This window comes from Stenotrophomonas sp. YJH_SMC_8, assembly GCF_059371315.1.
In genome coordinates this window covers 59,224-77,049 of record NZ_JCAFUL010000016.1, presented here as the reverse complement: position 1 = coordinate 77,049, position 17,826 = coordinate 59,224, and the positions used below count along the sequence as shown (strand labels likewise).

At 67.8% G+C, this 17,826-nt stretch carries 15 protein-coding genes; 11 read left to right on the top strand and 4 right to left on the bottom strand.

Annotated elements, in window-relative coordinates; genetic code table 11:
* Window positions 1-312 precede the first annotated feature (312 nt).
* The 4 genes from AC5P88_RS17315 (at window position 313) to ubiM (ending at window position 3,740) form a co-directional block, all read left to right on the top strand.
* Complete coding sequence (locus AC5P88_RS17315; RefSeq protein WP_111112795.1) at window positions 313-1,476, top strand: COG3904 family protein; 1,164 nt, start codon at window positions 313-315, stop codon at window positions 1,474-1,476.
* 58 nt (window positions 1,477-1,534) lie between these two features.
* Window positions 1,535-2,080, top strand: a complete 546-nt coding sequence (locus tag AC5P88_RS17310) for a DUF4019 domain-containing protein (protein ID WP_495225599.1) — start codon at window positions 1,535-1,537, stop codon at window positions 2,078-2,080.
* Between the two features lie 11 nt (window positions 2,081-2,091).
* A complete protein-coding gene (locus AC5P88_RS17305; RefSeq protein ID WP_495225598.1) occupies window positions 2,092-2,481 on the top strand; it encodes an MAPEG family protein in 390 nt (129 codons plus the stop codon).
* Window positions 2,482-2,561: 80 nt separating this feature from the next.
* Window positions 2,562-3,740, top strand: a complete 1,179-nt coding sequence (gene ubiM / locus AC5P88_RS17300; protein ID WP_495225597.1) for a 5-demethoxyubiquinol-8 5-hydroxylase UbiM — start codon at window positions 2,562-2,564, stop codon at window positions 3,738-3,740.
* 11 nt (window positions 3,741-3,751) lie between these two features.
* Here ubiM and AC5P88_RS17295 read toward each other — a convergent pair whose 3' ends face one another.
* Window positions 3,752-3,973, bottom strand: coding sequence for an RNA-binding S4 domain-containing protein (locus AC5P88_RS17295; protein ID WP_010486399.1), 222 nt, complete (start codon window positions 3,971-3,973; stop codon window positions 3,752-3,754).
* Window positions 3,974-4,239: 266 nt separating this feature from the next.
* On the opposite strand from AC5P88_RS17295, the gene AC5P88_RS17290 reads away from it, so the two are divergent.
* From AC5P88_RS17290 to AC5P88_RS17265, 6 genes are all read left to right on the top strand, one after another.
* The gene (locus AC5P88_RS17290; protein ID WP_111112799.1) at window positions 4,240-6,186 is read left to right on the top strand and encodes a DEAD/DEAH box helicase; all 1,947 of its coding nucleotides are present in this window, start codon (window positions 4,240-4,242) and stop codon (window positions 6,184-6,186) included.
* Window positions 6,187-6,413: 227 nt separating this feature from the next.
* On the top strand, window positions 6,414-8,837 hold the full coding sequence (locus AC5P88_RS17285; RefSeq protein WP_106550388.1) for a putative bifunctional diguanylate cyclase/phosphodiesterase: 2,424 nt from the start codon (window positions 6,414-6,416) through the stop codon (window positions 8,835-8,837).
* A 109-nt stretch (window positions 8,838-8,946) separates the two neighbouring features.
* A complete protein-coding gene (locus tag AC5P88_RS17280) occupies window positions 8,947-10,611 on the top strand; it encodes a sensor domain-containing diguanylate cyclase (protein WP_106550387.1) in 1,665 nt (554 codons plus the stop codon).
* A 34-nt stretch (window positions 10,612-10,645) separates the two neighbouring features.
* Window positions 10,646-11,368 (top strand): pseudouridine synthase, encoded by a 723-nt coding sequence (locus tag AC5P88_RS17275; protein WP_012510490.1) that lies wholly within the window; start codon window positions 10,646-10,648, stop codon window positions 11,366-11,368.
* Window positions 11,369-11,502: 134 nt separating this feature from the next.
* Window positions 11,503-12,567, top strand: a complete 1,065-nt coding sequence (locus AC5P88_RS17270; RefSeq protein ID WP_111203961.1) for a GGDEF domain-containing protein — start codon at window positions 11,503-11,505, stop codon at window positions 12,565-12,567.
* Between the two features lie 120 nt (window positions 12,568-12,687).
* Complete coding sequence (locus tag AC5P88_RS17265; RefSeq protein ID WP_495225596.1) at window positions 12,688-13,848, top strand: AAA family ATPase; 1,161 nt, start codon at window positions 12,688-12,690, stop codon at window positions 13,846-13,848.
* Window positions 13,849-13,893: 45 nt separating this feature from the next.
* Here AC5P88_RS17265 and AC5P88_RS17260 read toward each other — a convergent pair whose 3' ends face one another.
* Genes AC5P88_RS17260 through AC5P88_RS17250 form a run of 3 tightly spaced genes read right to left on the bottom strand, consistent with a single transcriptional unit; the run spans window position 13,894 to window position 16,134 of the window.
* Window positions 13,894-14,841, bottom strand: a complete 948-nt coding sequence (locus AC5P88_RS17260) for a DMT family transporter (RefSeq protein ID WP_010486385.1) — start codon at window positions 14,839-14,841, stop codon at window positions 13,894-13,896.
* A 34-nt stretch (window positions 14,842-14,875) separates the two neighbouring features.
* Window positions 14,876-15,694 carry a DUF72 domain-containing protein gene (locus AC5P88_RS17255; RefSeq protein WP_495225595.1) on the bottom strand — a complete coding sequence of 273 codons (819 nt, stop codon included), beginning with the start codon at window positions 15,692-15,694 and terminating at the stop codon, window positions 14,876-14,878.
* Window positions 15,691-16,134, bottom strand: a complete 444-nt coding sequence (locus AC5P88_RS17250; RefSeq protein ID WP_049427701.1) for a VOC family protein — start codon at window positions 16,132-16,134, stop codon at window positions 15,691-15,693. The genes AC5P88_RS17255 and AC5P88_RS17250 overlap by 4 nt, the downstream gene beginning before the upstream one ends.
* Window positions 16,135-16,244: 110 nt before the next feature.
* On the opposite strand from AC5P88_RS17250, the gene AC5P88_RS17245 reads away from it, so the two are divergent.
* On the top strand, window positions 16,245-17,804 hold the full coding sequence (locus AC5P88_RS17245) for a serine hydrolase (RefSeq protein ID WP_286075354.1): 1,560 nt from the start codon (window positions 16,245-16,247) through the stop codon (window positions 17,802-17,804).
* Window positions 17,805-17,826: the final 22 nt, after the last annotated feature.

Sequence of the window (17,826 nt, the reverse complement as noted above, 5' to 3'; positions counted from 1 at the left end):
TACATGGCGATCGTCGAGATCCAGGCTTGTACGGCGGCCCACGCCGGCTCTCGGCACCTACGCTGCCAGATTCCGATCAGATAAGGCTCGGTCGCCGCATCCATGCGGCTCACGCCCCCGCAACCGGACCCTCCCCGCCTTTGACAGATTGCTGCGACCTGTCGGGACGGTGTTCTGCACTGCTGTTGGTGGGTGTCGACCTTGGTCGACACGCTTTTTCCCCAGGGTCAGAAGGGGTTCAGTGCCACGCGCTGAATGCGCGGTCTGGACGGGTAGACTGTGGCCCTTGCTCCCTTGAAATCCGGTTGCCCGATGTCCGCCAAACTCCGCTGGTTGCCCCTGTTGTGCCTGGCCCTGGCGGGCTGCAGTCAGCTGGAGAATCCAGGCAATGTCACCGCCGCCGACAAGGCGGCGCGGGCGCCGGCCAGTGATGGCGAGAACATGGTCTCGATCAATGCGGCCGATGCGCCGCCACCGCCGGCACCGCCGCGCAGCCGGGCGGATCGGCCGTGGCCGCAGGCGCAGCTGGAGAATGGCCGCGCCTGGGTCAGCTGCAGCACCGAATATGCCGGCGATGCGGGCGACGGTGTCGAGCTGGAAGGCCTGCAGCGCGAGCAGATCAGCCAGGCGCTGGCGCCGTGTGCCGAGCGCGGCCTGATGCGCGTGCGCTACGCCGGCAAGATCAATCCGGGCTTCGCCGAGATGATGTGGCGGTTGGCCGTGGTCGCTGACGAACAGAAGATCCACAAGCGCATCCTCGACCTGGATTCCAGCGGCGGCCAGGTGGAATCGGCGATCGTCGCCGGTGACAGCATCGGTGAATCCGGCTGGACCATCTGGGTGCGCGAAGGCTCGATCTGCCACAGCGCCTGCGTGTTCGTGCTGGCCGCCGGTGACAACCGCCTGCTGTCGGGCAAGGTCGGCATCCATCGCATGATGCGCATCAGTTCCAAGGCCACCTCGCGCGCGGAACTCAACCGCGAGCTGCACGAGGTCTACGACAACGTGAAGGACTACCTGCAGCGCAACGGCGTGGCGGTGGGCGTGGCCGACCTGATGATGACCGTGCCCAACCGCAGCCTGCGCCTGCTGACCCCGGACGAGCTGCGCCAGTACGGTCTGGATGGCACCAACGCGGTGCAGGACGATCTGGAACGGATCAAGCAGATGCGCGCCTGCGGCGATGACTTCGTGCAGCGCAAGGACGCGTTCCTGATCGCGTTCGACCAGCAGTGCAAGCGCGAAGGCGCCGACATGGAGTCGATCAACAGCTGCGGCCAGGCGCTCAAGCAGCGCTTCGGTTTCCCGGATGCGGTGTGCCCGGAAGAAAGCCCGCTGTCGGAAATCGACGTGGCGACGCTGCCGCCGGCGCCATCGGAGCCGCCGCCGGTGGCCGAACAGGCGCCGGCAGACACCGGCACGCCTGCCGCGCAGGCCGATGCCGCCGCGGTGGAAGGCAGCGCCAACGCGCGCTGACGGGCAGATCACCGCGCTGGCGTAGACTGCGGTTCTTTCCCGAGAACCGGCGGTGTCCATGAAGCGCGTGCTCCTGCTGCTGTCCCTGATGCCCCTGACCGCGTTGGCGCAGGTTCCTGCGCCGAGCACGCCTGCACCGGCACCCGCGCGGCCGGCACCGGCATCGCCAGCGGCTGCGAAACCGGCAACCGCTGGCGCTCCGGCGTTGACCGCCGCGCAGCAGGCGCAGGTACAGAAACAGGATGCGGAAATGGGTGCGGCGGCAATGAAGGCGGCGCAGCTGGTCGATGCCAACCGTGCCGGTGAATTGTGGGATGGCGCCTCTGCCGTCGCGCGCCGTGCGGTACCGAAGGCCGCCTTCGTCAGCCAGTTGACCAGCGAGCGCGCGCGCCTGGGTGCGCTGGCCGGGCGTGGCCAGCCGACCATCACCCGGGTCAAGTACAGCGCCGGTGCTGCCGTGCCGGAAGGGCTGTACATCAACGTCAGTTTCCCGACCCGGTTCGCCAACAGCGCGCAGCCGGTGCGCGAGCTGGTCTCGTTCCGTTTCGACGAGGACCAGGTGTGGCGCCTGGCCGGTTACAGCCTGCGTGCGTCGGCACCCTGAGGAGATGATCGATGGCAACTGAACTGACGATGCTGGCCTGGTCGGTGCTGCTGGGCTTCGTCTACATCTTTGCTACCTCCACCGTGGTCACCCGCGAGCGCGGGATGAAGTGGAATGCCTCGGCACGCGATGGCGATGCAAAGCCGGTCAGCCCGCTGGCCGGGCGCCTGCAGCGGGCCCAGGGCAACTTCCTGGAGACCTTCCCGTTCTTTGCAGCCGCGGCAGTTGCGGTGGTGGTGGCCGGGCGTACCAACGACACCACGGCGCTGGCTGCGCAGGCCTACTTCTGGGCGCGCGTGGCCTATTTGCCGCTGTATGCCGCAGGTGTGCCCTATGTGCGCAGCCTGGTGTGGGCGGTGTCGCTGCTGTCGATCCTGGCGCTGGTGTTCGCGTTGTTGTGACCTGGGCCTGATCCAGATCAAGGCCAGTCATGCGGGCGGCGCTATGCTGGCGCGGACTGAATCAACGGCAGGAGGCGCGCATGCGCAGGATGGACGTGGTGGTGGTCGGTGCCGGGCCGGCAGGCCTGTGCTTCGCGCGCGCGCTGGCCGGCAGCGGCCTGCAGGTCGGGCTGGTCGAAGTCCAACCGCGCCAGGCCCTGGCCGAGGCCGCCTTCGATGGCCGCGAGATCGCGCTGACCCATGCCTCGCGGCAGAGCATGGAGCAGCTGGGGCTGTGGCAGCGCCTGCCGCAGGCCGAAGTCGCTGAACTGCGCGACGCCAAGGTAATGAACGGCGGCTCGCCGTTCGCGCTGACCTTCGCCAGCAGCCAGGTTGATGGCCAGCCGCTGGGGTGGCTGGTACCCAACCATCTGATCCGCCGCGCCGCGTGGGATGCGGTGCAGGGCCAGGACGGCCTGGAGCTGTTCGACGGGCGCAAGGTGCTGGGCGTGCAGGCCGATGCGCAGGGCCACGTGGTCAAGCTCGATGACGGCAGCCAACTGCATGCGCGCCTGCTGGTTGCCGCCGACAGCCGCTTCTCCGCCACCCGGCGCATGCTCGGCATCGGTGCGCAGATGCGCGACTTCGGCAAGTCGATGCTGGTCTGCCGCATGCAGGTCGAGCGCGATCATCACCACACTGCATGGGAGTGGTTCGGCTACGGCCGCACCATGGCGCTCTTGCCGCTCAACGAGGGCCAGGCTTCGGCGGTGATCACGTTGCCGCCGCGGCAGATCGAGGAGCTGCTGGCGATGGACGAGGTGGCCTTTGGTGAGGCCGTCAGTGCCTGCTTCGAGCATCGCCTTGGCCGGATGCAGCCGGTGGCCACGCCACAGGCGTATCCGCTGGTGGGGGTGTACGCGCACCGCTTCGTCGGCGAGCGTTCGGCGCTGATCGGCGATGCCGCAGTGGGCATGCACCCGGTCACCGCGCATGGCTTCAACCTGGGCCTGGCCAGCGCGCAGCGGCTGGCGCAGGGTATCGTCGCGCAGCAGCGCCGCGGTGCCGATATCACCGCCGAGGGGATGCTGGCCAGCTACCAGCGTGGTCATCGGCTGGCGTCGCGGCCCCTGTACGAGGCCACCAACGCGATCGCCAGCCTGTACACCGACGATCGCCGTCCGGCGCGCCTGCTGCGGGCGGCCGGCCTGCGCCTGGCACAGGGCGTGGCGCCGTTCAGGCAGTTGATCGCCTCGCACCTGACCCAGCGCGTGGCCTGAACCGGTTCAGATCAGCCGGCAGCCAGCACCCGGATCTGGCTGTCGGCGAATTCCACCACCTGGCCTGCGCGGATCTTGCAGGCCTTGCGCAGTTCGACTTCGCCATCGACCCGTACCTGGCCATCGCCGATGACCATCTTGGCCTCGCCGCCGCTGGTGACCAGGTCGGCCAGCTTGAGCAGCTGCTTGAGTTCGACGTAGTCGCCGTCGAGGTCGAATTCGAGAATCTGCATGGAACGGTTTCCTGGAGAGGGGCGTGGGCCAGCGGCCGGGCCGGGGAAGAGGGCGCGTATTGTGCGCCAGCGCGGGGCATGACGGCACACGCACGGCAAGCTGTACGCCTCGTTCAGGATCAATGCGGTATCATTCCGCTCTGAGCGAGTGAAATCTCCTCCGACCGAGCAGCGCCAGGGCACGCGATAAGAAGGGCGCCCAAAGCGCGGACCATCACCTTTTTTATCGCACTGCCAGGAAGACGGCAGTGCCTTCGGAGTTCCCCATGTCCCAAGATTCCCAAGCGCCGCTGCAGTTTGCGCAGCTCGGCCTGTCCGAGCCCGTGATGCAGGCGGTCACCGCCATCGGCTATGAAACCCCGTCGCCGATCCAGGCTGCCACCATCCCGGCGATGCTGGAAGGCCGCGATGTGCTGGGCCAGGCCCAGACCGGCACCGGCAAGACCGCAGCGTTCGCACTGCCGGTACTGTCCAACATCGACCTGCAGCAGATCAAGCCCCAGGCCCTGATCCTGGCGCCGACCCGCGAACTGGCCATCCAGGTCGCCGAGGCGTTCCAGTCGTATTCGTCGAAGATTCCGGGCTTCCGCGTGCTGCCGGTGTACGGCGGCCAGCCGTACGGCCAGCAGCTGTCGGCCCTGCGTCGTGGCGTGCATATCGTGGTCGGTACCCCCGGCCGCGTGATCGACCACCTCGACCGCAGCACCCTGGACCTGTCCGAGCTGAAGACGCTGGTGCTGGACGAAGCCGATGAAATGCTGCGCATGGGCTTCATCGACGACGTCGAAGCCGTGCTGAAGAAGCTGCCGGAGCAGCGCCAGGTGGCCCTGTTCTCGGCCACCATGCCGCCGCAGATCCGCCGCATCGCGCAGACCTACCTGCAGGACCCGGTGGAAGTGACCATCGCGGCCAAGACCACCACCTCGGCCAACATCCGCCAGCGTTACTGGTGGGTGAGCGGCATGCACAAGCTGGATGCGCTGACCCGCATCCTGGAAGTCGAGCCGTTCGACGCGATGATCATCTTCGCGCGCACCAAGGCCGGCACCGAAGAGCTGGCCAGCAAGCTGCAGGCCCGTGGCCTGGCCGCTGCCGCCATCAACGGTGACATGCAGCAGGCCCAGCGTGAGCGCACCATCGCCATGCTGAAGGAAGGCAAGCTGGACATCCTGGTCGCCACCGACGTGGCCGCGCGCGGCCTGGACGTGGAGCGCATCAGCCACGTGCTGAACTACGACATCCCGTACGACACCGAAAGCTACGTGCACCGCATCGGCCGTACCGGCCGTGCCGGCCGCAGCGGCGAGGCGATCCTGTTCGCCACCCCGCGCGAGAAGGGCATGCTGCGCCAGATCGAGCGTGCCACCCGCCAGCCGATCGAAGAAATGCAGCTGCCGAGCGTGGAAGCGGTCAACGACACCCGTATCAACAAGTTCACCTCGCGCATCACCGAAACCCTGGGTGCCGGTGGCCTGGACTTCTACCGCCAGCTGCTGGAGCGCTTCGAGAACGAGCAGAACGTGCCGGCCATCGAAGTGGCAGCCGCGCTGGCGAAGATGCTGCAGGGCGATACCCCGTTCCTGCTGCAGCCGCCGGTGCGTGCCCCGCGTGAAGAGCGCGCGCCGCGCGAGCGCTTCGACCGTGGCGACCGCCCGGAACGCGGCGATCGCTTCGACCGCAACGAGCGTGGCCCGCGTTTCGAGCGCGGCCCGCGCCGTGACGACGCCGAAGGTGGTTTCGAGCAGCGTCCGCGCCGCGAGGTTCCGCCGCGTGGTGCACCGGAGCAGGGCATGGAGACCTACCGCATTTCGGTGGGCCACCAGCATGGCGTGAAGCCGGCCAACATCGTCGGCGCCATCGCCAACGAAGCCGGCCTGGAAAGCCGCTTCATCGGCCGCATCGACATCCACGACGACTTCTCGCTGCTGGACCTGCCGGCGCAGATGCCGCCGGACGTGCTGTCGCACCTGCAGAAGGTGTGGGTGTCCGGCCAGCAGCTGCAGATGCGTGCGCTGGCCCCGGGTGAAGACACCAACCCGGCCCCGCGTCCGTTCAAGCCGCGCTTCGACAAGCGTGGTCCGGGCGGCCCGGGTGGCCCGCGTCGTGGTGGTCCGGGTGGTTCGGGTGGCCACGGCGGCGACCGCGGCGGTGACCGCGACAGCCGCCCGCCGCGTCGTGACGGCTTCAAGCCGCGCGGTCCGCGCAGCTACTGAGCCGTAACGCAGCCATGACAACGCCAGCCTTCGGGCTGGCGTTGTGCGTTATGGGGCTGGAAAAGGGGACGGAGGGGATTAAGTCGTAAATGGCTGGCCGGGGCGCTTATGCCGAAAACGACTTAATCCCCTCCGTCCCCTTTTTCGCATGGCCAACACATTCCCGGTCCTAGGCTGAGCCGGTTCCAAAGGAGGTTGTCACCGCATCACATTCGGGGGGATCCGGGATGGGTAGGAGTGGCACGGACCAACAGAGCCGGCGGGTGCCGATGACCCGTGGCCTGGGACTGCGGTTTGCGTTGTTGACGGGCATGGCGATTGGACTGGTCGCACTGTCCGCCTTGATCCAGGAACTGCAGGCGGCTTCCACCGCCTGGATTGCCGGCCAGGGGTACTGGTCGCGGGGGCAGCAGGATGCGACCGCCGCACTCAGCCGCTACCTGGCGCGTGGTGATGCCCAGGACCTGGACGATGCGCGCCGGGCCCTGCAGGTGCCCATGGGGGATCTGCAGGCGCGGCTGGCACTGGAGCAGGCCGAGCCGGACGAGGCCAAGGCCCGGCAGGGCTTCCTGCGGGGCGGCAACGCGCGCGCCGATATTCCACGACTGGTGTTCTCGTTCCGGTATGCACGCGACATCGGTGCATTCCGTGAAGCGACGGCCCTGTGGCGGCAGACCGATGGCGACCTGATGGCCGTGCAGCGGCTGGTGGATGAGCTGCAGCAGCGGCATGGCCAAGGCGTGCTGCCGGTCGCTGCGCGTGACCGCTACCTTCAACAGCTGCGTGATCTCGACCGTCGCCTGCAGGTGCAGGCGCAGGCGTTCTCGCAGGCATTGCTGCGCATGGCCACCATGGTGCGCATCGCGACGCTGGTGGTGGGAGGACTGTCGGTGCTGGCGATCAGCCTGATGGCGGTGGCCCTCGCGCGCCGGGTAGGCAAGGACCTGACCGAACACGAGAGCCGCTTCCGCGCGGCGTTCTACCAGGCCAACGTCGGCATGCTCAAGCTTGACACCGAAGGCAGGGTGGTCGAAGCCAACCAGGCGATGGCCGATATCCTCGATTATCGGCGTGAGGTGCTGCTGCAGATGTCGCTCGGCGATCTGCTGATGGAAGGCGAGCTGGTCATCGACGGCGTTGGCCGCATCGACTGGGACCGCCAGCTGCGGCCGAGCGAACTGCGCTTCTGCCGCCGTGACGGCAGCCTGGTCTGGGGACGCTGGAGCGGTACCGGGGTGCGCAGCGCCGGCGGTGGCCTGTCGGTGTTCGCGATCATCGAGGACGTCAGCCAGAACCATGCGCTGGCACGCGAGATCGAGCACCACGCCAGCCATGATCCGTTGACCGGCCTGATCAACCGTCGCGAGATCGAACGCCTGCTGGAACGCGCGCTGCTGCAGGTGCGCAGCGATGGTGGAACGCATGCGCTGTGCTACATCAACCTGGACCACTTCAAGCTGGTCAACGACAGTTTCGGCCACGCCGCCGGCGATCAGATGCTGCGCAGTTTTGCCGACTACCTGGTGGCTGCGGTGCGTGATGGCGACTGGGTCGGGCGACTTGGCGCCGATGAGTTCGCGGTATTCCTTGCCCATGCCAGCCAGGACGAAGCCAAGCGGGTGCTGCAGCGGGTGATCCGCAATCTGGGGCAGGCGACCTTCCCCGTCAGTGAAGGCAGCCCGCAGCTGAGCTGCAGCATCGGCGTGGTCGAAGTCAGCGCCGACGCACCCGATGTGAACTGGCTGATGAGCGCTGCCGACAGTGCCTGCTATGCCGCCAAGCAGGCCGGCCGCAACCGCGTGCACTGCTTCAACGAGAACCGCATGGCACTGGAGGAGCGGCGGCAGGAGGCCGAGCGCCTGCAGGGTGTCAGCCTGGCGATGGCCGAGAACCGGATGCTGCTGTATGCGCAGCGCATCGCCCGGGTTGGCGATCCGTCCTACCTGCACTACGAAGTGCTGGTACGCATGCGGGGCACCGACGGCAGCCTGCACCTGCCCGGACAGTTCATGCCCGCGGTCGAGCGCTATGGCATGGCGGTAGCGCTCGACCGGCATGTGCTCGGATTGCTGTTCCGCCACCTGCAGGTCTGCCCGGCGCATGTCCGCCAGCTGGGGCTGTGCAACGTCAATGTATCTGCCCAGTCGATTGCCGAACCGGGTTTCCTCGCCTTCGTCTGCGACCTGCTTGAACGCAACCGTGCGCTGGCTTCCAAGCTGTGTTTCGAGATCACCGAAACAGCCGCGATCAGCAACCTCAGCCAGGCCCGTGCGTTCATCGATGCGGTCAAGGCGCGGGGCTGCCGGATGGCACTGGATGACTTCGGCTCCGGCCTGTCTTCTTTCGGCTACCTGCGCCAGTTGCCGGCGGACATCCTGAAGATCGACGGTGCCTTCGTGCGGGACATGGATACTGACCCGGTCAGCCACGCCACGGTGCGTGCGATCAGCGAGCTCGGGCGCGAGCTGCAGATGGAAGTGGTGGCGGAGTGGGTGGAGACTGCCGAGGTCGCCGGTGCGCTGACCCGGCTTGGCGTACAGGGCCTGCAGGGCTACGCGATCGAGCGCCCGCAGCCGCTGGAACGGATGACCCTGGCGGACCTGAGGCCGTTCCGGCTGGTGGCCGTGAAGGGGCCGCCCAGCGCTGGCTGAACCGCGGGCGCCGACTTTGGTCTACACATGCGCGGCGTGCCCGGCTGCGATAATGCGCGCCAGGGGCGACGCGCAGTGGGCGCGGACGTAAGCAGGAACAGGACGTGGCGTGGGCGGCAGGCAGTGGCGGTATGGAACAGGAGCGGTGCTGGCCGTCCTGATGGTGTGGTTGGCGTTGCCGTGGCCGCTTCAGGCTGCAGAGGCCGTGTCGGGCCGTGATTATCTTCTGGTCGGCGGGGCTACCGACGAGCCGACGCCGCACCGTGCGTGCACGCCGCAGATGCTGTCCGGCGCCCGCCAGCAGGCCGAGGTGCCCGCACCACCCGCTGGCTGGTCGGGGGAACCCCAGGCACTGGATGTGTTCAACGTCTTTGCCGGTGAAGTGCGCGTCCAGCATGGCGACCGCGAAATCTGCGGCGACATGCATGATGCCCGTACCCGCGATTCGCGTTTCCGTGCTGGTATCGGCATGGTGGCCGTACCGCCGGCCGGCAGCCATGAGCCCTTCCTGGTTTCCTGGCAGACGCCGCTGAAAACACGCTGGGTACCGACCCTGCGGCTGGGCGCGCCCAGCCCGGTGCAGCAGAACGATACCGCGCGCCTGCTGGTACGTGCCGCCTGCATCGCGGTGGCGATCGCACTGGCGCTGTCGGCGCTGATGGCGTTCCTGACCACGCGCGACCGCAGCTTCCTGGTCTATATCGCCTGCACCACCGTGCTGGTGTTGTGGCAGGCCATCCTCGGTGGGCTCAGTGGCTACCCGGAACCCTGGCTGCCGGTGGGGGAGCACGGCGCGAGGTGGCTGCTGTCGTTGACCGCGGCCTCGCAGGCGCTGGTGCTGCCAGCGCTGTGGCGGCTGAACGGAGGCGACCGCGTGCTGCCCCGATCGCGCCCGGCGCAGCTGCTGGTGTTGTGGACCCTGATGGCGCTGGCCGCGCTGGTGCCGTGGCTGCGCTGGGAGCATCTGGCCTGGGTCGCACAGGGCCTGCAGGTGTCCTATCTGTCCGGGTGTGGGCTGGCACTGCTGGTCGGCATATGGGCACGCTGGCGCGGTGACCGTTGGGCGCAGGCGGGCCTGGCTGCACTGGCACCGATGCTGGTACTGATCATCGCCGATGCCTGTGGTGCGGAGTGGCTGCTGGAATACCGGGTGGAGGCGCTGCAGCTGGCGGTGACCTGGCTGCTGATGATGGCGGCCTATGCCCTGAACCAGCGGCTTGGCCGCCTGCGCCAGCAGCGTGACGAGCTGCGCCAGCTGGCCGAGACCGATGGCCTGACCGGCCTGCCCAACCGTCGTGCCGGCCTGCAGCAGCTGGCGCGGCATCTGGAGCGTGTCAACCGCGAGGGCGGGCCGCTGGTGATCGGCTTCCTCGACATCGACCTGTTCAAGGACATCAACGACCGCCATGGTCACGCGGTTGGCGACCAGGTGCTGGTGGCCGTTGCGCGGGCCCTGCGCACGGCGGTGCGCAGCCAGGACGAAGTGGTGCGGATGGGCGGCGAGGAGTTCCTGCTGCTGATGCCGGGCATGCCGCGTGAGGCGGCATCGGCGCGGCTGGATCGACTTCGCCAGCGCATCACCGAGGCTGGCCAGGCGCTGCAGGTAGCGGGGCTGGAGGTGACCGCCAGCATCGGCCTGGCACAGTGGCGGCCGGGCGAGGATGACCTGGCGGCACTGCTGCGGCGGGCCGACCATGCCATGTACGTGGCCAAGCGCGCCGGCCGCAACCGTGTGTTCGACGGTGAAGAGCTCGATCCGCCCGGCCCGGCATGAGGCGCAGCGGGCGGCGATGCCGGATAATAGGGCGATGACCACCCGACTCAACAAACACATCGCCGACACCGGCTTCTGCTCCCGCCGCGAGGCCGATCGCCTGATCGCCGCCCGCCGCGTCACCGTCAACGGCCACCCGGCCGGCACCGGTGCGGTGGTAGGGGAAGAAGACCAGGTGCTGGTCGACGGCCAGCCGCTGCGCGCCCGCGTCGCCCGCAAGCCCGGCACCCGCCGCCACGTCTACATCGCGCTGAACAAGCCGGTCGGCGTCACCTGCACCACCGAAACATCGGTCAAGGGCAACATCGTCGACTTCGTCGGCCACGAACAGCGCATCTTCCCGATCGGCCGCCTGGACAAGGAGTCCGAAGGCCTGATCCTGATGACCAGCAACGGCGACATCGTCAACCAGATCCTGCGCGCCGAGAACGGCCATCAGAAGGAGTACCTGGTGGCGGTGAACAAGCCGGTTACCGATGAGTTCCTGCGTGGCATGGCCCGCGGCGTGCGCATCCACGACCAGATGACGCTGCCGTGCAAGACCTCGCGCATCGCCAAGTTCGGGTTCCGCATCACCCTGCAGCAGGGCCTGAACCGGCAGATCCGACTGATGGCTGCTGAATTCGGCTACCGCGTGACCCAGCTGCGCCGTGTGCGCATCGACAACATCAAGATCGGCGCGCTGAAGCCGGGCCAGTGGCGCAACCTGACCGAGCAGGAGCTGCAGGGCCTGCTGCCGAAGCAGCTGGACTGGTAGTGCCGGCCGCTGGCCGGCGGCAATGGACGTGCGATGTACCCGGGATGCCGGCCAGCGGCCGGCACCACCCAGGGTGCAGATTGTGGACAGGCATCGGCTAGACTTCGCGATGACCTGCCGGAACGTGACGCTGCATGATCAAGCCCGACAAGCCTGCCAATGAAGCCCTTCGGCTTGAGGCGCTGTACCGCTACCGCATCCTGGATTCGGAGCGCGAAAAATCCTTCGACGACCTGGTGGTGATCGCCAAGGCGGTGTGCGGCACCTCGATGGCGGCGGTGACCCTGATCGACGTCGAACGGCAATGGTTCAAGTCGATCCAGGGCATCGATGCGGCGGAGAACCTGCGCAGCGAATCGATGTGCGGCCACGCCATCCTGCAGCCGCAGGAAATCATGGTGGTCGAGGACGCACTGCAGGACATCCGCTTCCACGACAATCCGGTGGTGACCGGCGATCCGCACATCCGCTTCTATGCCGGTGCGCCGCTGATCAGTTCCGATGGCCTGCCGCTGGGCACGCTGTGCGTGTTCGATGCGCATCCCCAGCACCTGGCCAGCGACAAGGCCGAAGCGCTGGCCGCACTGTCGCGGCAGGTGATGCTGGTGATGGAACTGCGCCGCTTCGCCCTCGACATCCAGAAGCACATGCTGGAGCGGGACGATTACGAGCGCCTGTTGTCGGAATACCAGGACGTGCTGCTGGCGCAGAATGCCGATCTGGCCGCACAGAGCCGTACCGATGCCCTGACCGGCCTGCCCAACCGCCGTGCGATGGCGGCCGCACTGGAAGAGGCGGTGGCCGGCAGTCCATCCAGCGCGGCCTGCGTGGCGCTGCTGGACATCGACCACTTCAAGCACATCAACGACTTCCAGGGGCACGCCACCGGCGACCGGGTACTGGCCGAACTGGGAGCGTTGCTGCGCTCGCACTTCGCCGGCCGCGGCATGGCCGCGCGCTATGGCGGCGAAGAGTTCGTGGCGGTGATGCCCGGTACCGACCTGCGCACCGCGGAACTGCAATGCGAGTTCCTGCGCCTGGCGGTGGCCGACCTGCCGCTGGGTTTCCCGGTCACGATCAGTATCGGTGTCGCCCAGCACCGCACTGGCGAGAGCGTGGACGAGACCCTGGCACGTGCCGACAAGGCGCTGTACCGGGCCAAGGGCAATGGCCGCAACCGGGTGGAACGGGCGGGCTGAATCGCCCCGCCCGGTCGATCCACGCCATGCGTGGATGCTGTTCCCGATTGGGTAACGCCGCGTCGCGGCCTGTGCGATTACGCCCGGCGAACATGGCGTTCCTGCTCCCCGGACACGACCATGCTGCAGACCCTGGCCATCGCCCACTACCGTTCACTGCATGGGCTGGTGCTGCCGCTGCAACCGTTGAATGTGGTCACCGGCGACAACGGCAGTGGCAAATCCAGCCTGTACCGCGCGCTGCGCCTGTTGGCGGAAACCGCGCAGGGCGGGGTGGCCGCGGTGCTGGCGCGCGAAGGTGGACTCGGCTCGGCGCTGTGGGCCGGCCCGGAAAAGATCGATCGCCGGGTCACTGCGGGCGACATTCCCCTGCAGGGTGGCCCGCGCCAGGAAGCGGTGGGCCTGAAGCTCGGCTTCGCCAACGACCAGTTCGGTTATGCGATCGACCTGGGGTATCCGCCGCCCAGCCGTTCAGCGTTCGCCCTGGATCCGCAGATCAAGGCCGAAGCGATCTGGGCCGGGCCGTTCCTGCGCAGCGCTAACCTGCTGGTCGATCGTCGCGGGGCGATGGTGCGGCAACGCCATGCGCACGGCTGGGATCTGGTCGATGACCGGCTGTCATGGTTCGACAGCCTGTTCACCCAGGTCGGCGATCCGCAGCGCATGCCGGAAACCATCGCCCTGCGCGAGTACATCCGTCGCTGGCGCTTCTACGATCATTTCCGCAGCGATGCCGATGCGCCGGCGCGGCAGCCGGCGATGGCCACGCGTACGCCGGTGCTGCATCACGACGGCCGCGATCTGGCGGCGGCCTGGGTGACCATCCTCGAGATCGGAGATCCGGTTGCCTTGGCACGCAGCGTGGACGATGCCTTCCCGGGTGCCACGGTCGGCTTCGAGGAACTGGATGGCCGATTGGCCCTGCGCTTCCACCAGCCCGGGCTGCTGCGGCCCTTGTCGATGACCGAACTGTCCGATGGCACCCTGCGTTTCCTGCTGCTGGCTGCCGCGCTGCACACACCGCGCCCGCCGCCGCTGCTGGTGCTCAACGAGCCGGAGACCAGCCTGCATCCGGACCTGCTGCCGGCGCTGGGGCGGCTGATCATCGCCGCCAGTGCGCGCAGCCAGGTGTGGGTGGTCTCACACGCCAGCCGGCTGATCGCAGCACTGGAACAGGCACCGGGTTGCCACTCGCTGCACCTGCAGAAGGAGCAGGGCCGCACGCTGTTGAGTGGGCAGGGCTTGCTGGATGCCCCGGCATGGCACTGGCCGCAGCGCTGAAACGTCGATTCACGCCCGGTAGATCCACGCCCTGCGTGGATGCACTCAATCGGCGATGTTGCGCGCCTCGGCCGTGCCAAGGATTTCCGGATGCTGCACCGGCTTGCGGCGATTGAGCAGCGGATGCAGGAACACTGCACCGACGATGATCGCCACGCCCAGGTAGAACCATGGGGTGACCTCGTGCTGCTCGCGCAGCAGCACGACGGCCAGCACCACTGCGTAGACAGGTTCCAGGTTGGTCACCAGCTGTACGGTGTAGGCGCTCAGGTGGCGCAGCGCGACCAGGGCCAGGGCGAACGGCAGCAGCGTGCAGAACCCGGCCAGTACCAGCAGCAGGATGCCGTCGTGCAGGTCCGGAACCACCCACAGCGGGCTGGCCAGCGCCGGCAGCAGGTAGGGCATCAGCGGTGCCAGCAGGGTCAGGGTGAGGGTGCCCGCACCCAGCTCCAGCGCCGTGACCGTAAGCGGATCGGCGTGGCTGACCATGCGCTTGTTGAGCGAGCCGAACACCGCCACCAGCAATGCCGAGATCGCGCCGATCAGTACACCCAGGCGCATGCCATCGGGCACGCCACCCACCACCAGCGCCACGCCCGGCAGTACTGCCAGGCCGAAGGCCAGTTCACGCAGCTGGAACGGCCGCTTGGCCACCCACGGTTCGATGATTGACGTGAACACCGGCGCCAGCGCGATGCAGGTGGCGGCCACCGAGGCATTGGCCAGCTTCACCGCACCGTAGAACGTCAGCCAGTGCAGGGCGACCAGCGCACCGATGCCGGCGTAGCCGGCCACCAGCCTCAGGGGCAGGGTGCGCAGCCCGCGCCACACACGTGGCAGCAGGGCCAGCATCGCCGTCACCAGCAGCATGCGCCACCACACCAGCGGCAATGCGGGCAGGGTGATCAGCTTGCCGAGGATGGCGGTGATGCCCCACAGCAGGACACAGAAATGGATCTGCCACAGCGCTTTGCGGGTGTCGGGTGTGCTCATCTGCCTATTGTGAGGCAAGGCGAACGTCGCAGCGCTACCCGCGTGCGGAATGGCTGCTCTGGTCAACCTGCCGCTGCAGCGCCATCGCTGCCGCCGGGTTGCGCGCCTTGCCTGCGCCGATGCACAGCAGGTAGACCTCGCGCGGGCTTTCAGGGGCGGGCCCTGCCAGGCAGGGCAGGTCGTCCACCGGCTCGCCGCGCGACCAGCGCCTGGCCCGTTCGGCCCAGCGCTGCTGCACGGGCGCCGGCAGGCCCTCCTTCAAGCGGGCCTGGCTGCGCTTGATCCGTGCGTAGACGAAGCCGGCGCTGACATCGCCGTGCAGGGGCGCCTCGTCGCTGTCCTCGATCACCAGGGCCACGCCATGCGCGCGTGCGGCGGTAACCAGTGCCGGGCCATGCGCCTCGGCATTGCGGACTTCCAGGGCGTGCTGCAGCGGCACGCCGTCCAGCTGCTTGGGCAGCTGCGCCATCAGCCGTTCCAGTGCTTCGGCATCGGCCGGATGCCGTGGATCGAACTGCCACAGCAGCGGGCCCAGCCGGTCGCCGAGTGCGAGTGCGGCCTGCAGGAACGGCGCTGCGGCATCCACCGTGCTGGACAGGTCGCGGCGCTGCACCAGGTAGCGCGGCGCCTTCAGCGACAAACGGAAGCCTTCGGGGGTCTGCGCCGCCCACTGCGCACACTGCGCTGCGGTCGGCGTGCGGTAGAACGTGCCGTTGATCTCGATGAAGCGCAGCGCACGGCTGGCGTGTGCCAGCTCTTCGCGCTGCGGCAGGCCGGCGGGATAGAACACGCCGCCGCGCCATTGCGGAAACACCCAGCCGCCGATGCCGCAGCGGATCGCTTCGGCGGTCACTGGCCGTGGTCCGCGCGCCACGGATCGTAGCTGCCGAACCACCACAGGTAGCCTTCCGGGTCGGCGCAGGCATAGCCACGGCCGCCGTAGTCCTGGTCGGCGATGTCGATGACGATGCGGGCGCCTGCGGCCTTGGCCCGGGCGTAGTGCGCGTCGGCATCGGTGACGATCACGCAGGCACTCTGGGTCTGGCGGCCGCCCACCTCGTCCGGCATTGCGGCATGCTGGCTCCACGCGCTTTCCTTGTTGGCCGAGCCGAGCATGATCATGCCGTTGCCGAAGGTCAGCTGGGCGTGGAACACGGTATCGCCGTCGGCATACACCGCCTGGGCATGGAAGCCGAAGGCGCGCTGCAGCCAGTCGATCGCCGCCTGCGCATCGCGGTAGCGCAGGCAAGGAATGATGGTGGATCCATTGCTCGGTTGGCCGTTCCCGTCCATGACACCCCTCCTATGGCACAGGCCAGCCTGCGCCGATGACCGTTACCATCGCGCGAACCCCTGATGACGGCCTGCACATGGCCGCCACCCCTGTTCGGAGATCGTGCTGGATGAAACCCTGGATTGGAGGAGCCGTGCTGCTGGCATGCACGACCATGGCAAGCGCGGCCACCCCGGCGCAGCTGCAGGACCTGGATGCGACCGTCGAGCGCGTACGCGCGCAGTTCGACGTGCCCGGCATCGCCGTGGCCGTGGTCAAGGACGGCCAGGTGGTGCTCGAGCGCGGCTGGGGCGTGCGTGAACAGGGCAGGCCGGAGCCGGTCCAGGCCGACACCCTGTTCGCCATTGCGTCCAATACCAAGGCGTTCACCGCAACCTCGCTGAACCTGCTGGCCGAGGACGGCAAGCTGAAGATGGACGACAAGGTGATCGATCACCTGCCGTCGTTCCGCATGTCCGACCCGTTCGTGACCGGCCAGATGACGATCCGCGACCTGCTGTCACACCGCAGTGGCCTGAGCCTGGGCGCTGGTGACCTGCTGTTCTGGCCGACCACCTCCTACAGCAATGCCGAAGTGGTGGAGCGCCTGGGCAAGGTGCCGCTGAAGGGCGGTTTCCGCGAAAGCTATGCCTACGACAACATCCTGTACGCGGTGGCCCAGCAGGTGATCGAGCATGTTTCCGGCATGAGCTACCAGCAGTTCCTGCAGACGCGCATCTTCGACAAGGTCGGCATGGCCGGCACGCGCTACAACGCCGATCACCTGAAGCCCGGTGACAAGGCCGCGGTCGGCCACGCCAAGTACGATTTCAAGGACCTGCGCACCGTTGCGCCGCTGACCTGGTCGAACAACGCCGGCGCCGGTGGCATCTATTCCAGCGCGCATGACATGGCGCGCTGGATGCAGGTGCAGCTGGCCGAAGGCAAGCTGGCCGACGGCACGCCGTTGTTCAACGAGAAGAGCCAGCAGCAGATGTGGCGGATGATCACGCCGCAGTCGATTCCGGCGCCAAGCGTGCCGGAGCTGGCACCGGCGCGGGCCAATTTCGCCGGCTATGGCGAGGGCTGGAGCCTGAGCGACTATCGCGGGCAGAAGCTGGTCTGGCATACCGGTGGCTGGCCAGGCATGGTCTCGCGACTGACCCTGGTGCCGGGCGAGAAGCTGGGCGTGGTGGTGCTGACCAACCAGGAGGTGGGTGCGGCGTTCAATGCGATCACCCTGAGCGTGCTCGATGCCTACCTGGGCGGTGAAAAGCACGACTGGGTGGATGCCTATGCCAAGGCCGTGGCCAAGGGCCAGGACAAGGCCGACGAGGCGTGGGCCAAGCACCAGAGTGCACGCGACAAGGGCAGCAGGCCGTCGCTGGCGCTGGCCGGCTACACCGGCACCTTCCGTGACCGCTGGTACGGCGACATGCAGGTCAGCAGCGAGGGCAAGGGCCTGCGCCTGCGCTTTGCGAAGACCGCACAACTGAGCGGGCGCCTGGAGCACTGGCAGCACGACACCTTCATCGTGCGCTGGGACGACCGTTCGCTGAACGCCGATGCGTTCGTGAACTTCAGCCTGGACCCGGATGGCAAGGTGCGCGAGGTGCGCATGCAGCCGATTTCCGACCTGACCGATTTCAGCTTCGATTTCCAGGACCTGCTGTTCACCCCGGCCACGTAACCCGATGCGGCCCACATGATCG

Excerpts from the sequence above, each read along its gene's own strand:
- ubiM (WP_495225597.1), top strand. The coding sequence starts at position 2,562 with ATGCGCAGGATGGACGTGGTGGTGGTCGGTGCCGGGCCGGCAGGCCTG.
- AC5P88_RS17260 (WP_010486385.1), bottom strand. The coding sequence starts at position 14,841 with ATGAGCACACCCGACACCCGCAAAGCGCTGTGGCAGATCCATTTCTGT.
- AC5P88_RS17265 (WP_495225596.1), top strand. The coding sequence starts at position 12,688 with ATGCTGCAGACCCTGGCCATCGCCCACTACCGTTCACTGCATGGGCTG.
- AC5P88_RS17295 (WP_010486399.1), bottom strand. The coding sequence starts at position 3,973 with ATGCAGATTCTCGAATTCGACCTCGACGGCGACTACGTCGAACTCAAG.
- AC5P88_RS17245 (WP_286075354.1), top strand. The coding sequence starts at position 16,245 with ATGAAACCCTGGATTGGAGGAGCCGTGCTGCTGGCATGCACGACCATG.
- AC5P88_RS17285 (WP_106550388.1), top strand. The coding sequence starts at position 6,414 with ATGGGTAGGAGTGGCACGGACCAACAGAGCCGGCGGGTGCCGATGACC.
- AC5P88_RS17290 (WP_111112799.1), top strand. The coding sequence starts at position 4,240 with ATGTCCCAAGATTCCCAAGCGCCGCTGCAGTTTGCGCAGCTCGGCCTG.
- AC5P88_RS17270 (WP_111203961.1), top strand. The coding sequence starts at position 11,503 with ATGATCAAGCCCGACAAGCCTGCCAATGAAGCCCTTCGGCTTGAGGCG.
- AC5P88_RS17310 (WP_495225599.1), top strand. The coding sequence starts at position 1,535 with ATGAAGCGCGTGCTCCTGCTGCTGTCCCTGATGCCCCTGACCGCGTTG.
- AC5P88_RS17250 (WP_049427701.1), bottom strand. The coding sequence starts at position 16,134 with ATGGACGGGAACGGCCAACCGAGCAATGGATCCACCATCATTCCTTGC.
- AC5P88_RS17275 (WP_012510490.1), top strand. The coding sequence starts at position 10,646 with ATGACCACCCGACTCAACAAACACATCGCCGACACCGGCTTCTGCTCC.
- AC5P88_RS17305 (WP_495225598.1), top strand. The coding sequence starts at position 2,092 with ATGGCAACTGAACTGACGATGCTGGCCTGGTCGGTGCTGCTGGGCTTC.
- AC5P88_RS17315 (WP_111112795.1), top strand. The coding sequence starts at position 313 with ATGTCCGCCAAACTCCGCTGGTTGCCCCTGTTGTGCCTGGCCCTGGCG.